Below are 14,941 nucleotides of genomic sequence, written 5' to 3'. Positions count from 1 at the left end.
ACCTCCAGCGCATCAGAGCAATCCGACAAAAGGAGATGGAACGGATGAAACTCTATTACAAACCCGGTGCCTGTTCGCTGGCCAGCCATATCGCGTTGATCGAGGCGGGCGAGAGTTTTGATCTTGAGCAGGTGGACACCGCTGCCGGCACCACCGCCTCGGGCGGCGATTTCCGCGCCATCAACCCCAAGGGCTATGTGCCCGCGCTCGTGCTGGACGAGGGCGAAACGGTGACCGAGGGCTCGGCTATCCTGCAACTGATCGCCGAGCGCAATCCGGACGCGGGGCTGCTGCCGCAGGCCGGTGGGCTGGGTCGTACGCGGGTGCAGGAGCAGCTGAATTTCATCGCTTCGGAATTGCACAAGGCGTTTGGGCCGTTCTTCTCGGGCAAGCCGCTGGAAGGCGAGGCGCGCGACGCGGCGGTCGAGCGGGTCAATGGCCGGATGCAGATCGTCGAGGCGATGCTGGCGGATGGTCGCGACTACCTGAACGGGGCGCAATTCAGCGTGGCCGATGCCTATCTGTTCGTGGTTACCAACTGGGCCAATTTCCTGGGCCTGTCGCTGGACGCGGTGCCCAACCTCAAGGCGCTGGTCGCCCGTGTGGCCGAGCGCCCCGCGACCCGCGCGGCGATGCAGGCCGAGGGGCTGTTGGGATGAGCATGACGACCGAAGAGGCGCCCTTTGCCGCCGTTCAGGCGGTGATCGGGACCTATTTCGACGGGCTGCACCATGCCGACAGCATCCGCTTGCGGCAGGTCTTTCACCCGCAGGCGATCTATGCCTGTGCCAGCGGCGGCGACTGGCTCTATCGCGATATGGAGACCTATTTCGCGGTGGTCGACCAGCGGGTGTCGCCCGCCAGCAAGGGCGAGGCGCGGCGGGATCGTATCCAGTCGATCGACTTTGCCGGGCCGGATACGGCGCGGGCGGTGGTGAACTGCGCCATCGGTGACAGCTATTTCACCGATTTCCTGACCTTCGTGCGGCAGAACGGACGCTGGCAGATCCTGGCCAAGGTGTTCCATTCGGAACCGCTTTAACCCGATCCGGCGCGCGACCCGCCGCGCGCCGGACGCTTGATTGTGAAAGGACACGAACCCGGCATGCCGTATGTCAACATCAAGATAACCCGCGAGGGTGCCACGCCCGCGCAGAAAGCCGAACTGATCGCGGGTGTCACCGACCTGTTGAAACAGGTGCTGAACAAGGATCCCGAGACCACATTTGTCGTCATTGACGAGGTCGAGATGGATCATTGGGGGATCGGCGGTCTGCCGGTTGCCGAATACCGCAGGCGCAAGGCCGACTGAACCCGCTTCTCCGCCTCGTGTTCGCCGGGGCGGAGAAATGCCTGCACGAGACAAAGCCTCTGGCAGGATGGACGCCTTTGCAGTACTCTGTTTCCAGATCCGGCACGAACCGGACATCAAGACCCCGAACAGGGGCGCGAACGAGGCAGCAAGCGGCAGTGGTGTCATGACCGAGATGGTATATGGCGCGGTCCCCGAGCGGGGCGGCGAACCGATTCTTCCCAAATGGTGGCGGACACTCGACAAATGGTCGATGTCCTGCGTGCTGATCCTGTTCGGGATCGGGCTGCTGCTGGGCCTTGCGGCCTCGCCGCCGCTGGCCGCGCGCAACGGGTTTGAGCCCTTCCACTACGTGCAAAGGCAGGCATTTTTCGGGGGGCTGGCCATCGTGGCGATGCTGTTAACCTCGATGATGTCGCCGGTGCTGGTGCGCCGCCTTGCGGTGCTGGGCTTTCTGGGTGCCTTCGTGGCGCTGGCGCTGTTGCCGATCTTTGGCACCGATTTCGGCAAGGGCGCGGTGCGCTGGTATTCGCTGGGCTTCGCCTCGGTGCAGCCTTCCGAGTTTCTCAAGCCCGGTTTCATGGTGGTCGCGGCATGGCTGTTTGCTGCCTCGCAGGAAATCAACGGCCCGCCGGGGCGGCTGTGGTCCTTTGCGCTCTGCGTGGCGATCGTGCTGATGCTGGTGATGCAGCCTGATTTCGGACAGGCCTGTCTGGTGCTGTTCGGCTGGGGGGTGATGTATTTCGTGGCCGGAGCGCCGATGCTGTTGCTGATGGCGATGGCCGGCGTGGTCGTGCTGGGAGGCATGATCGCCTATTCCAGTTCCGAGCATTTTTCCCGCCGCATCGACGGGTTTCTGAACCCCGATGTCGATCCCACAACCCAGCTGGGCTATGCCAGCAATGCCATCCGCGAGGGCGGGTTGTTCGGTGTCGGTGTTGGCGAGGGTCAGGTGAAATGGTCGCTGCCCGATGCTCATACCGATTTCATCATCGCGGTGGCGGCCGAGGAATACGGGCTGGTTCTGGTTCTGATCATCATCGCGCTCTATGCCTCGATCGTTGTACGTTCGCTGTTGCGGCTGATGCGTGAACGGGACATGTTCCTGCGCCTTGCGGGTACCGGGCTGGCCTGTACCTTTGGCGTGCAGGCGATGATCAACATGGGCGTCGCGGTGCGTCTGCTGCCGGCCAAGGGCATGACCTTGCCGTTCGTCAGCTACGGCGGCTCGTCGCTCATCGCGGGCGGTATTGCGGTGGGCATGCTTCTGTGTTTCACCCGCACCCGCCCGCAAGGAGAGCTTGGCGATCTGTTGCGCGGGCGCGGATAGACAGGCGGTTGGGATGACGCGGAAATACCTGATGATCGCGGCGGGTGGGACCGGGGGGCACATGTTCCCCGCCCAGGCCCTGGCCGAGGCGATGTTACGCAAGGGCTGGCGGGTGCGCCTGTCCACCGACGCCCGTGGTGCACGCTATACCGGGGGGTTCCCGCACACCACCGAGATCACGCAAGTGTCCAGCGCGACCTTCGCCCGTGGCGGGGTTCTGGCCAAGGCGATGGTGGCGCCCCGCATCGCGGCGGGTATCGCGTCGACTGCGATGCAGATGCGGCGCGACCGCCCCGACGTGGTGGTGGGGTTCGGCGGTTACCCTTCGATCCCGGCGCTGGCTGCGGCAACGCTGCTCAGGCTGCCGCGCATGATCCATGAACAGAACGGCGTGCTGGGCCGGGTCAACCAGGTGTTTGCCCGCCGGGTTGCCTGTGTTGCCTGCGGTGTCTGGCCCACCGACCTGCCCGAGGGCGCCCAGGGCGTACATGTGGGCAATCCTGTTCGGGCCGCCGTGCTTGAACGCGCCGGGGCTGCCTATATCCCGCCCGGTCCCTATCCGATGTCGATCCTGGTTATGGGGGGCAGCCAGGGCGCCCGCATCCTGAGCGATGTGGTGCCCGGCGCCATCGCGGCCCTGCCCGAGGCGTTGCGCCAGCATATCCGAATTGCCCATCAGGCCCGCGACGAGGATGGCGCGCGGGTGAGTGAGTTTTATGCCGCCCATGGTATCGACGCCGAGGTCGAACCCTTCTTTCACGATGTGCCCCGGCGGATGTCCGAGGCGCAGCTGGTGATCAGCCGCGCGGGCGCCTCGAGCGTTGCCGATATCAGCGTGATCGGGCGACCCTCGATCCTGATCCCCTATGCGGCGGCCACAGGCGACCACCAGACCGCCAATGCCCGCGCGCTGACCGGCGCCAATGCGGCGATCCTGATCCCCGAGCGTGCCCTTGACAGCGCCGCGCTGGCAGAGCAGATCGTGGCGGTTCTGACCAACCCGGACGCGGCGCTGCAAATGGCCAACGCGGCGCTGTCCGCCGGCGCCCCCGATGCGACCGAACGCCTGGTCGGACTGGTCGAACAGCTGGCCGAGAAGGAGACGCCATGACCCCCGCCACCAAACTGCCGCAGGATGTCGGCCCGATCCATTTTGTCGGCATCGGCGGGATCGGCATGTCGGGCATCGCAGAGGTGCTCTTGAACCTGGGGTACCGGGTGCAGGGGTCCGACCTCAAGGGCTCGAAGATCACCGAGCGACTGGCTGGGCTGGGCGCCGAGATTTTCGAAGGCCAGAGTGCCGCGAACCTGGACGGGGCCGCCGTGGTGGTGATCTCGTCCGCGATCAAGCCGGGCAATCCGGAACTCGACGGCGCCCGCGCGCAGGGCCTGCCGGTTGTGCGCCGTGCCGACATGCTGGCCGAGCTGATGCGGCTGAAATCGAACATCGCCATCGCCGGTACACATGGCAAGACCACCACGACCACCATGATGGCGGAACTGATGGTGGCGGGCGGGTTTGATCCGACCGTCATCAATGGCGGCATCATCCATGCCTATGGCTCGAACGCGCGGATGGGGCAGGGCGAATGGATGGTGGTCGAGGCCGACGAGAGTGACGGCTCTTTCAACCGGCTGCCGGCAACGGTGGCCATCGTCACCAATATCGACCCCGAGCATATGGAGCACTGGGGTTCGATCGAAGGGCTGCGGCAGGGGTTCTATGACTTTGTCTCGAACATTCCGTTCTATGGTATCGCCGTCTGCTGCACCGATCATGCCGAGGTACAATCTCTGGTGGGCCGGATCACCGACCGCCGCGTGCGCACCTATGGGTTCAATGCCCAGGCCGACGTGCGCGCGATCAACCTGACCTACAAGGGCGGGGTGGCGCATTTCGACATCCAGCTTCAGCACGAAGAGATGGTGATCGAGGGCTGCACCCTGCCGATGCCGGGCGATCACAACGTGTCGAACGCGCTGAGTGCGGTGGCCGTGGCCCGCCATCTTGGCATGAAGGCCGACGAGATCCGCGCGGCGCTGGCCGCCTTTGGTGGCGTCAACCGCCGCTTTACCAAGGTGGGCGAGGTGAACGGCGTCACCATCATCGACGATTACGGCCATCACCCGGTCGAGATCGCCGCCGTGCTGAAAGCGGCGCGCCAGGCCAGCGAGGGCCGGGTCATCGCCGTGCATCAGCCGCACCGCTATTCGCGCCTGTCCAACCTGTTCGACGATTTCTGCGCCTGTTTCAACGAGGCCGATGTGGTTGCCATTGCCGAGGTCTATGCCGCGGGCGAGACGCCGATCGCCGGCGCCGACCGCGACTCGCTGGTCGCCGGGCTGATCCGGCATGGCCATCGCCATGCCCGCGCCATCCTCAGCGAGGATGACCTGGAACGGCTGGTGCGCGAACAGGCACGTCCGGGCGACATGGTGGTCTGTCTGGGTGCCGGCACGATCAGCGCTTGGGCCAACGGCCTGCCCGATCGGCTGAAGGGATAGGCCCGCGCCCGCGCCGCTCATGCGGCGACGGGTCGGGCTGTCATTCTCCTAATGCACTGTAGGGTAGGGACCGGACCGGCAGGAACGGGCCGGTAGAGCGCAGGAGAGAGGATCATGGCCGCGCCACTGAAACGACGGATCGGATTGGGCCTGCTGACCGCCTATGGCATCGGTGTCATGGTGGGCGCGGGAATATATGTTCTGGTGGGTGCCGTGGCGGGCGATGCCGGTGTCTGGGCGCCGATCGCTTTTCTCTTGGCCGGTCTCATTGCGGCGCCCACCGCGCTCAGCTATGCCGAGTTTTCCACCCGCCTGCCCGAGGCGGCGGGCGAGGCCGCCTATGTGGGAACCGGACTGAACAGCCAATCTCTGGCGCTGTTGGTGGGTCTTGCCGTTGTGGTGGCGGGCACGGTTTCGGCCGGGGCGGTGCTGCGCGGCGGGGTCGGCTATCTGACCGCCGTGACCGAGATCGACCCGGTCTGGGCGATGATCGGCATCGGCGGCGCGCTGACGCTGGTGGCCATCGTCGGCGTGCTGGAAAGCCTGGCGCTGGCGGCGGTGTTCACCGTGGTCGAACTGGCCGGGCTGGCGCTGGTGGTCTGGGCCGGGCTGGGGGCCGACCCCTCGCCCGACTGGGTCGTCCCGGCGCCGCCGGTCTGGACCGGCATCGGGCTGGGCGGCGTTCTGGCTTTCTTCGCCTTCATCGGTTTCGAGGATATCGTCAACATGGCCGAAGAGGTCGAGGCGCCCGAGCGTACCCTTCCGCGCGCCATCCTGATCTCGCTGGTGGTGACCTCGGTGCTTTATGCGCTGGTGGCCTGGGCGGCGGTGCGCGCGGTGCCGCTGGCGGAGTTGGGTCAATCCGAAAGCCCGCTGGCGCTGGTCTGGCAACATGGGCGCGGCAGCGGCGCGGGCTTTCTGTCGGCCATCGCGGTGTTTGCGGCTCTGAACGGCATCCTGGCGCAGATCGTCATGGCCACCCGCGTGCTTTACGGCCTGGGCGGGCGCAACCCGGCGCTGGCGCTCTTTCACAATGCCCATCCGCGGTTCGGCACGCCGGTGCTGGCAACGATCATGGTGGGGGCGGCGGTGATCTTTTGCGCGCTCTATGTGCCGGTCGAGACGCTGGCCGAGACCACCTCCTCGATCCTGCTGGCGGTGTTTGCACTGGTCAACGGCGCCTTGATCGTCCAAAAAAGACGCGCGCCCGAGGCGCGGTTCCGCGTTCCGATGGTGGTACCCGTTCTGGGGCTGGTGCTGTCGTTGGGGGCGCTGTCGGTTGCGGTAAGGGGAATTCTATGAGCTGGACAATCCTGTTGGGGGCCTTGTGGGTGATCGCCGCGACCGTGGTCGCGCTTTTGCCCATGCGCCGCCAATATGCGCCGGGGCTGATGCTGTTGATCCTGGCGCCGGCGCTGATCGTCGCCATCGGGTATGAGCACGGTCTGCTGGCCGCCTTGCTGGCGCTGGCGGGATTTGTGTCGATGTTCCGCAACCCACTGCGCTATTTGTGGCGCAAGGCCTTTGGTCCGGCGGAGCGCGCCGAATGACCCTGTCGCTGATCCTTGCCTGTCTCTGGGCGGTGGCCGCCAATGTGCTGGCGATGCTGCCCAGCCGTGATCACCACTGGCGCCGCGCCTATGCGCTGATCGCGCTGGGCATCCCGCTGCTGGGCTATGTGACCTATGAGAACGGCCCATGGATCGGGCTGGTGGTGCTGGCGGCGGGCATGTCGGTGCTGCGCTGGCCTGTCATCTATCTGGGGCGCTGGCTGCGGCGACCGCGCGCCTGACCGGGATGGAGGCCGAATTTGCCATACCGCTTGCGCTTCTGGCCCTTGGACTGGTGGTGGGAGCGTTCCTGGCCCGGATCGGCGCCGCCCTCTGGGCCTTGTTGGGGGCGTTGCTTGCAGCGATTGCTGTCTGGCTGCTGATCTTTCAGTCGCAACGGTTCGGATGGGAGGGGATGGGCCCCGGCATCGTCGCCATGCTGTTCTGCGCGCCACTGGGGCTGGGCCTGCTGCTGGGCGCCGGGGTCGGATGCCTGAGGCGCCGTAGCGATGGATAATCTGCTGCTCTATGTCGTGCCCACGCTGCTGGGGCTGGGGGGCGCCTATCTGGGGCGCCGGCTGGCCCGCGCCGGTGGCTGGCGCCGGGTGCTCAGCCTTGCGATGATCGCCAGCGGCGCATTGGCGGGGCTGATGCTCTATGCTCAGAGCCTCGATGACCCCTGGGCCGCAATCGGCGTTGCGGCGCTGTCGGCGCTGGGGCTGGGTCCGGTGATCCTGGGTCTTGTGCTGGGGGGATTTGTCGGCTGGGTCGGTTGGCGCCGCGGCGGCTGAGCTTTGGCGTTGTCCCGACCGGTGCTTCCGGGTTACATCCCCCCGACGTGACGAAAAGACGGGCGGACATGATCGACACAAGCGCAATTCGCGGTAAGCTGACGCCGAACCGGGACCTGTCCGAGCTGACCTGGCTCAGGGTGGGTGGGCCGGCGGACTGGCTGTTCCAGCCCGCCGATATCGCCGATCTGCAAGCTTTCCTGCGCATGCTGCCTGCCGAAGTGGCAGTGTTCCCCATGGGGGTCGGATCGAACCTGATCGTGCGGGATGGCGGTTTGCGCGCGGTGGTGATCCGGCTTGGGCGCGGCTTTAACGCAATCGAAGTGGCGGGGGATACAGTCACCGCCGGGGCCGCCGCGCTGGATGCGCATGTGGCCCGGCGAGCGGCGGATGCGGGCGTTGATCTGACCTTTCTGCGCACCATTCCCGGTTCCATTGGCGGGGCGGTGCGGATGAACGCGGGCTGCTATGGCAGCTACACGGCGGATGTGTTCCGCTCGGCCCAGGTGGTGCTGCGCTCGGGTGAGCTGGTGACGCTGGGGTCAGCCGATCTCAACTTTCGCTATCGGCAGAGCGACCTGCCCGAGGGCGCGGTGCTGGTCTCGGCCAGTCTGCAAGGCACTCCGGGCGACCCCGAGGCACTGCATGCCCGGATGCAGGCGCAGCTGGACAAGCGCGACCAGACCCAGCCCACCAGGGAACGCAGCGCCGGGTCTACCTTTCGCAATCCGGCCGGGTTCTCCTCGACCGGGCAGGCGGACGATATCCATGATCTGAAGGCGTGGAAGGTGATCGACGATGCCGGTATGCGCGGCGCCCGGCGCGGCGGCGCGCAGATGAGCGAGATGCATTCGAATTTCCTGATCAACACCGGTGGCGCCACGGCGGCGGATCTCGAAGGTCTGGGCGAAGAGGTGCGAAAAAAGGTTTACGACACCAGCGGCATAACGTTAGAGTGGGAAATCATGCGGGTCGGAGATCCGTAAGACGGCTAACATCCCGAAACCGCGAACCCTTTCAGGCCAAAACAGGGGGCGGAGTCCGGGGCAAAAAGCGGGTCGCCAAATAAGGCCCGGATGACATAGAGGCACTGAATTGGGTATGTCGAGCAGGACAAACCCCAAGGTGGCGGTATTGATGGGCGGACCCTCGGCCGAGCGCGAGGTCTCGCTTGTATCGGGGCGTGAATGCGCCGCCGCCCTGCGGGGAGAAGGTTTCGAGGTGGTGGAGCTGGATGCCGGCCCCGACCTCTGCGACCGGTTGCGCGCGATCGCGCCCGATGTCGTCTTTAACGCATTGCATGGTCGCTGGGGCGAGGACGGCTGCGTTCAGGGCCTGCTGGAATGGCTGCGCATCCCCTATACCAGCTCGGGTGTTCTGGCCTCGGCCCTGGCGATGGATAAGGAGCGCAGCAAGGAAGCCTATCGCGCCGCCGGACTGCCGGTCGCCGCCAGCCTGCTGGCCGAGCGTGGCGCCATCGAGGCGGCCCATCTGATGCAACCGCCCTATGTGGTCAAACCCTATAACGAAGGCAGCTCGGTCGGCGTCTATATCGTGACCGAGGCGGCGAATGGTCCGCCGGTCCTGGCGCCGGACCTGCCTGCGACCCTGATGGTCGAGGAATATGTGCCGGGTCGCGAGTTGTCGACCACCGTGCTGGGCGACCGGGCGCTGAGTGTGACCGATATCCTGACCGATGGCTGGTATGACTATCATGCCAAATACAGCCCCGGCGGATCTCGCCATGTGATCCCCGCTGACCTACCGCGTGAAATCTTCGAACTGTGCCTGGACTATGCCCTGCGCGCGCACAAGGCGCTGGGCTGCCGTGGTCTCAGCCGGACCGATTTCCGCTGGGACGAAAGCCGGGGCGCCGATGGGCTGTTCCTGCTGGAGACCAATACGCAACCGGGCATGACGCCCACCTCGCTGGCGCCCGAACAGGCGATTGCCGCTGGCATGACGTTCGGCCAGCTCTGCGCCTGGATGGTGGAGGATGCCTCGTGCGATCGCTGAGCCGCTTCCTGCTGCCGGTCCGGTTCCATCCACAACTGCCTGCCGGGCAGGACGCCGCCTTTGACAGCGGCGCGGGCGATGCAGCACCTTTGGCCAGCGCCCTGCGGCTGGATGGGTTGTCGCGGCTGAAACCGGCGCCCAAACGCTCGGACCCCGCGCCGTCGCGGCTGAGCTACCGGGTTCAGCGCTGGATGCTGACACCGGGCATCCGTCTTGGCCTGCGGATCGGGGTGCCGTTCTGCCTGGTCTTTGCGCTGGGCAGTGCGTTTCTGGCCAGCGAACAGCGGCGCGATGCGCTCAATGCCTTTGTCGCCGATATTCGCGCCTCGATTCAGGAGCGTCCCGAATTCATGGTCAACCTGATGGCCATCGACGGTGCCGGAACGCATCTGGCGGCAGATATTCGCGAGGTGGTGCCGATCGACTTTCCGATCAGTTCGTTCGAACTGGATGTCGAGCAAATCCGTGAGGTGATCGCGGGGCTGGACCCGGTCAAGAGCGCCACGGTGCGCATCCGTCCCGGCGGCGTGTTGCAGGTCGACGTGGTCGAGCGGCGACCGGCGGTCGTCTGGCGCACCCGTGCCGGTGTCGAGATGCTCGACGAGACCGGCGCCCATGTGGATGACCTGCCGGAACGGGGGGCTCGCCCCGACCTGCCGCTGATCGCGGGCGAGGGGGCCGATGCCAATGTCGCCGAAGCGCTGCGCCTGATCCAGACCGCCCAGCCGCTGGGCGACCGGTTGCGCGGCCTGGTCTGGGTGGGCGAACGGCGTTGGGATCTGGTGCTGGACCGGGGGCAGGCGATCCAGTTGCCCGCCAAGCGCCCGGTGCAGGCGCTGGAACGGGTGCTGGCGGTGAACGAAGTGCAGGAATTGCTGGATCGCGACATCGCGGTCGTGGACATGCGGCTGGGCACACGCCCCACGATCCGCATGACCGAGGCGGCCTCGGCCGAGTGGTTGCGGGTCAGGAATACGGGCGGAAACGGGCAGTAAGACAGATGATGACGGATCTTTATCAGTCGCAGCGGGCAATGCGTCAGATGCGCCAACAGGCGATACAGCGGGGCGTGGTGGCCATCCTGGATGTGGGCAGTTCCAAGATTTCCTGCCTGATCCTGCGCTTTGACGGCAGCAGCCGCCTGTCTGATGACAGCGCCATCGGCTCGATGGCGGGCCAGACCGGGTTCCGGGTGATCGGCGCCGCCACCACCCGTTCACGCGGGGTGCAGTTCGGCGAGATCACCGCCATGCAGGAGACCGAGCGCGCGATCCGCACCGCATTGCAGGCGGCGCAGAAGATGGCCGATATCCGGGTCGATCACGTGATCGCCTGTTTCTCGGGGGCGAACCCGCGCTCCTATGGGCTGGATGCCAAGGTTGAACTGGAAACCCAGGTGGTGACCGAGGCCGAGATCGGCCGGGTGCTGAATGCCTGTGAGGTGCCCGAATACGGCGCCGGGCGCGAGGTGCTGCATGCGCAGCCGGTGAACTTCGCGCTCGACAACCGCTCGGGCCTGATCGACCCGCGCGGGCAACTGGGTCAGAGCCTGGCGGTGGACATGCATATGCTGACGGTGGACGCCACCGCGATCCGCAACCTGGCCCATTGCATCAAGCGGTGTGACCTGGAACTGGCCGGCGTCGCCAACTCGGCCTATGTTTCAGGTGTTTCGGCGCTGGTCGAGGACGAGCAGGAACTGGGGGCCGCCTGTATCGACATGGGCGGCGGCACCACGAGCATTTCGATCTTTCTCAAGAAACACATGATCTATGCCGATTGCGTGCGCATGGGCGGCGATCACGTGACCGGCGATATCTCGATGGGGCTGGGCGTGCCCACCGCCAACGCCGAGCGGATCAAGACCTTTTCCGGCGGCGTGCATGCCACCGGCGCCGATGACCGCGAGATGATCGACATCGGCGGCGATACCGGCGACTGGGAGCATGACCGCCGCACCGTCAGCCGGGCCGAGCTGATCGGCATCATGCGGCCGCGGGTCGAAGAAATCCTTGAGGAGGTGCGGGCGCGGCTGGATGCGGCCGGGTTCGAACATCTGCCAAGCCAGCAGATCGTGCTGACTGGCGGAGGCAGCCAGATCATGGGGCTTGATGGGCTGGCCAGCCGCATTCTAGGACAGCGCGTGCGCCTGGGCCGTCCCTTGCGGGTGCATGGCCTGCCGCAATCGGCCACCGGGCCGGGGTTTTCCTCGGTGGTGGGGTTGAGTCTGTTTGCCGCCCACCCGCAGGACGAATGGTGGGATTTCGAGGTCCCGGTCGACCGCTATCCCGCGCGCTCGTTGCGTCGGGCGGTCAAGTGGTTCCGCGATAACTGGTAGGGCGGTCGTTCGGCGAATGGGATAGGGCGATGACCGAGATACGATCACATACCGGACTGCGCGGGATTGCGGCGCTTCTGGTGGTCATCTTCCATTTTCGCGATGATCTTCATGGTTTTGCCGACCCCGACGGGTACACAGGTTTTTTTGCAACCTCGTACGTCTTCGTCGATCTGTTCTTTGTCCTGAGCGGCTTTATCCTCGCTCTTGTCTATGATGAGAGTTTCGAGCGGGGGGTGAACCAAGGCACCTATGCTCGCTTTCTTGTCTTTCGCCTTGCACGGATTTATCCGCTGCACCTGCTGACGCTTGCGATCATGGTCGCGCTGACGATCCGGTCCGACCCAGGGGCCATGGCAAGTCAATGGCCAGATCTGGTGCAGAACCTGACGTTGACGCAGGCTTGGGGGTTTGTTGACCGCTTTGTGTTCAACTATCCGTCTTGGTCGATTTCTGCCGAATGGATGGCCTATATTTGTTTTCCTTTTTTTCTGACCATGTCACGACGGATGGTTCCGGCGCTGCTTCTGTTGGCATCGGTTTCGCTCTGCCTCGGCTATCTGTGGGTGACGGGGAACGATCTGGCACTGAACGAACGCCTTAGTCTGCTGCGCGGTTTGCCAGCCTTTGCGGTCGGGCTCTTACTGTTTCGTCTGCGCGACACGTTCGCCGCCATGTCCGGTGGCTTGCTTTCGGTGGCGCAGATGGTCTTGGTCGTGAGCGTCTTGCTGATGCTGCATCGGGGCAACGATACGGTGCTTCTGGTTGTCTGTTTCGCGTTGATGGTCGGAGCCACCTGGCAGGATCGCGGTATCCTCTCGTTGGTTCTAAGCGGGCGGCTGGCCGTTTTGTTGGGACTATGGTCCTACTCCATATACATGCTGCATGTGCCGGTGCGCCATGTCATGTACTCGCTCTTTCCAAAGTTTGCCGGGTTCCCGGCGACAGATTGGGGTGGGGTCCCGTTTTTCTTGACCTGTCTGCTCGGGACGCTCGCCGTGTCGGCAGCCTCTTATCGCTATTTTGAGGCGCCGATGCGACGCCAGTGCAGAAATCTGTATGGGAGGCGTCAAGTAGCCTAAGGATTCCTTGATTTTTCAAAGTCTTGATTGTAGTTTGCCCGCAAAAGACAAAAATAGGCGGCAGAGCAGCCCCCAGATAAGTTTGCTAAGTAGCGTGCGCGAGCACGCTTTCCGCGCGCGGCGAGAGCGACGGCGCGTGAGGAGTGTATCCTTTGCGGCGATCCACCAAATATAGCCAATCTCCACCACAGAACGGGAAAGACGGCAAATTTCTGCCCATATTTTGTGGCTTTTTTGCGATTTGGGCGTGACGAGCCGTCGCAATATCAGTAGGATTATCTGTGGATAGGTAAGAAAAATCCCGTGTAAGGCGGGGGTAAAACAGGCGGACAGAGCATGACATTGAACCTTTCGATGCCCGGACAGGATGAGTTGAAGCCGCGGATCACCGTTTTCGGGGTCGGGGGCGCTGGCGGCAATGCCGTCAACAACATGATTGAAAAACAGCTGGAAGGCGTCGATTTCGTCGTCGCCAATACCGACGCGCAGGCCCTACAGCAGAGCCATGCGCCCTCGCGCATCCAGCTGGGTGTCAAGGTGACCGAAGGGTTGGGCGCCGGAGCGCGAGCCACAGTGGGCGCCGCTGCCGCCGAAGAAAGCATCGAGCAGATCGTCGACCACCTGGCCGGGGCGCATATGTGCTTCATCACCGCTGGCATGGGTGGCGGCACCGGCACCGGCGCCGCTCCGATCATCGCGCAGGCCGCGCGGGAACTGGGTGTGCTCACCGTGGGCGTGGTGACCAAGCCGTTCCAGTTCGAAGGCGCAAAGCGCATGCGTCAGGCTGAGGATGGTGTCGACGCGCTGCAAAAGGTGGTCGACACGCTGATCATCATTCCGAACCAGAACCTGTTCCGCCTTGCCAACGAAAAGACCACCTTTACCGAAGCCTTCAGCATGGCCGACGACGTACTCTATCAAGGCGTCAAGGGCGTGACCGACCTGATGGTGCGCCCGGGCCTGATCAACCTCGACTTTGCCGACGTTCGCGCCGTGATGGACGAGATGGGCAAGGCGATGATGGGCACCGGCGAGGCCGCAGGCGAGGACCGCGCCGTGCAGGCCGCCGAAAAGGCGATTGCCAACCCGCTGTTGGATGAAATCAGCCTGAACGGCGCTAAGGGCGTGTTGATCAACATCACCGGCGGCCATGACCTGACTCTGTTCGAACTGGACGAGGCGGCCAATATCATTCGCGAGAAGGTCGACCCTGACGCCAATATCATCGTTGGCTCGACCTTGGATACCTCGATGGACGGCGCAATGCGGGTGTCGGTCGTTGCGACCGGCATCGACGCGGTGGATGTGCAACATGATATGCCTGTACCGCGCCGTCCAATGAATGCGCCGCTCAAGCATCGGGTGGCTGCTGAAGAAAAGCCTGCGCCGCTGACATTGGAACAGCCTGCTGCCGAGGAACCCGTGGCGCTTGTCGCCGAGGAACCAAGCCTTTTCGAAGGCATGGATGTCGAGCAAGTCGCTGCCCATGACCTGGGAGAAGATATCCTGGATACAAGCGACGAGCCGGAGCTGCTGGACGATGACGGTTTGCCGCCGCCGGCCTATCAGCCCCAGGTGCCCGCGTTCCAACCGCGTGCCTATGTCGAGGAAGAAGAAGCAGCGGTCGAGAGTTTTGTTGCACCGCGCGCTTCCGCACCCGGCACACCTTCGCCCGAGGCGATGCGCCGGCTTCAGGCCGCGGCGCAAAAAGTACCGCCGGCAGCGCCTCAGCAGGTGCAACGGGCACCGTTGCAGCCAGCCGGAGAGAAGCCCCGTTTCGGCTTCAACCGGTTGATCGACCGGATGACCGGACACGCACCGGATACGCCTGCCGAACGAGGCGCCGCACCAGCGCGAAAGCAGCCGGTAATGCGCCCGAGTGACGCAACGGCACCCGCGCATTCCGAGGTGGACCCTGATCAAGAGCGGATCGAAATTCCCGCCTTCCTGCGCCGTCAAGCCAACTGATAGCGGTCACAAGTAGAGCAAGCAAGGCCGCCTGAGGGCGGCCTTTTTA

At 64.7% G+C, this 14,941-nt stretch carries 17 protein-coding genes; all 17 read left to right on the top strand.

What is annotated here, in order from left to right:
- Positions 1–44 precede the first annotated feature (44 nt).
- Positions 45–659 (top strand): glutathione transferase GstA, encoded by a 615-nt coding sequence (gene gstA / locus AC2FNY_RS08295; protein WP_234137715.1) that lies wholly within the window; start codon positions 45–47, stop codon positions 657–659.
- Positions 656–1,042 (top strand): nuclear transport factor 2 family protein, encoded by a 387-nt coding sequence (locus AC2FNY_RS08290; RefSeq protein WP_234137716.1) that lies wholly within the window; start codon positions 656–658, stop codon positions 1,040–1,042. Before gstA ends, AC2FNY_RS08290 begins: the two co-directional genes overlap by 4 nt.
- 63 nt (positions 1,043–1,105) lie before the next feature.
- Positions 1,106–1,312 carry a tautomerase family protein gene (locus AC2FNY_RS08285; protein ID WP_234137717.1) on the top strand — a complete coding sequence of 69 codons (207 nt, stop codon included), beginning with the start codon at positions 1,106–1,108 and terminating at the stop codon, positions 1,310–1,312.
- A 166-nt stretch (positions 1,313–1,478) separates the two neighbouring features.
- Positions 1,479–2,642 carry a putative lipid II flippase FtsW gene (gene ftsW / locus AC2FNY_RS08280; protein ID WP_496802164.1) on the top strand — a complete coding sequence of 388 codons (1,164 nt, stop codon included), beginning with the start codon at positions 1,479–1,481 and terminating at the stop codon, positions 2,640–2,642.
- 13 nt (positions 2,643–2,655) lie between these two features.
- Positions 2,656–3,753 carry a UDP-N-acetylglucosamine--N-acetylmuramyl-(pentapeptide) pyrophosphoryl-undecaprenol N-acetylglucosamine transferase gene (locus tag AC2FNY_RS08275; protein ID WP_234143365.1) on the top strand — a complete coding sequence of 366 codons (1,098 nt, stop codon included), beginning with the start codon at positions 2,656–2,658 and terminating at the stop codon, positions 3,751–3,753.
- Positions 3,750–5,147, top strand: coding sequence for a UDP-N-acetylmuramate--L-alanine ligase (gene murC, locus AC2FNY_RS08270; RefSeq protein ID WP_234167004.1), 1,398 nt, complete (start codon positions 3,750–3,752; stop codon positions 5,145–5,147). Before AC2FNY_RS08275 ends, murC begins: the two co-directional genes overlap by 4 nt.
- 114 nt (positions 5,148–5,261) lie before the next feature.
- Positions 5,262–6,449 carry an APC family permease gene (locus AC2FNY_RS08265; RefSeq protein ID WP_496802163.1) on the top strand — a complete coding sequence of 396 codons (1,188 nt, stop codon included), beginning with the start codon at positions 5,262–5,264 and terminating at the stop codon, positions 6,447–6,449.
- The gene (locus AC2FNY_RS08260; RefSeq protein ID WP_496802162.1) at positions 6,446–6,697 is read left to right on the top strand and encodes a DUF2484 family protein; all 252 of its coding nucleotides are present in this window, start codon (positions 6,446–6,448) and stop codon (positions 6,695–6,697) included. Before AC2FNY_RS08265 ends, AC2FNY_RS08260 begins: the two co-directional genes overlap by 4 nt.
- Positions 6,694–6,939 carry a DUF2484 family protein gene (locus AC2FNY_RS08255; RefSeq protein ID WP_234137723.1) on the top strand — a complete coding sequence of 82 codons (246 nt, stop codon included), beginning with the start codon at positions 6,694–6,696 and terminating at the stop codon, positions 6,937–6,939. Before AC2FNY_RS08260 ends, AC2FNY_RS08255 begins: the two co-directional genes overlap by 4 nt.
- Positions 6,846–7,214, top strand: a complete 369-nt coding sequence (locus tag AC2FNY_RS08250) for a hypothetical protein (protein WP_496802161.1) — start codon at positions 6,846–6,848, stop codon at positions 7,212–7,214. The genes AC2FNY_RS08255 and AC2FNY_RS08250 overlap by 94 nt, the downstream gene beginning before the upstream one ends.
- The gene (locus tag AC2FNY_RS08245) at positions 7,207–7,488 is read left to right on the top strand and encodes a hypothetical protein (protein WP_496802160.1); all 282 of its coding nucleotides are present in this window, start codon (positions 7,207–7,209) and stop codon (positions 7,486–7,488) included. The genes AC2FNY_RS08250 and AC2FNY_RS08245 overlap by 8 nt, the downstream gene beginning before the upstream one ends.
- A gap of 68 nt (positions 7,489–7,556) precedes the next feature.
- Positions 7,557–8,474, top strand: a complete 918-nt coding sequence (murB, locus tag AC2FNY_RS08240; RefSeq protein WP_234166999.1) for a UDP-N-acetylmuramate dehydrogenase — start codon at positions 7,557–7,559, stop codon at positions 8,472–8,474.
- A 109-nt stretch (positions 8,475–8,583) separates the two neighbouring features.
- Positions 8,584–9,504 carry a D-alanine--D-alanine ligase gene (locus AC2FNY_RS08235; RefSeq protein ID WP_234143371.1) on the top strand — a complete coding sequence of 307 codons (921 nt, stop codon included), beginning with the start codon at positions 8,584–8,586 and terminating at the stop codon, positions 9,502–9,504.
- Positions 9,492–10,499, top strand: coding sequence for a cell division protein FtsQ/DivIB (locus AC2FNY_RS08230; RefSeq protein WP_496802159.1), 1,008 nt, complete (start codon positions 9,492–9,494; stop codon positions 10,497–10,499). Before AC2FNY_RS08235 ends, AC2FNY_RS08230 begins: the two co-directional genes overlap by 13 nt.
- A gap of 8 nt (positions 10,500–10,507) precedes the next feature.
- A complete protein-coding gene (gene ftsA / locus AC2FNY_RS08225) occupies positions 10,508–11,842 on the top strand; it encodes a cell division protein FtsA (RefSeq protein WP_234138086.1) in 1,335 nt (444 codons plus the stop codon).
- Positions 11,843–11,871: 29 nt separating this feature from the next.
- Positions 11,872–12,924, top strand: coding sequence for an acyltransferase family protein (locus AC2FNY_RS08220; protein ID WP_496802158.1), 1,053 nt, complete (start codon positions 11,872–11,874; stop codon positions 12,922–12,924).
- Positions 12,925–13,260: 336 nt separating this feature from the next.
- On the top strand, positions 13,261–14,892 hold the full coding sequence (gene ftsZ / locus AC2FNY_RS08215) for a cell division protein FtsZ (protein WP_234137729.1): 1,632 nt from the start codon (positions 13,261–13,263) through the stop codon (positions 14,890–14,892).
- The last annotated feature ends 49 nt before the right edge of the window (positions 14,893–14,941 follow it).

The organism is Ruegeria sp. BHSC223 (assembly GCF_059613025.1).
This window is presented reverse-complemented; position numbering and strand designations above follow the sequence as displayed.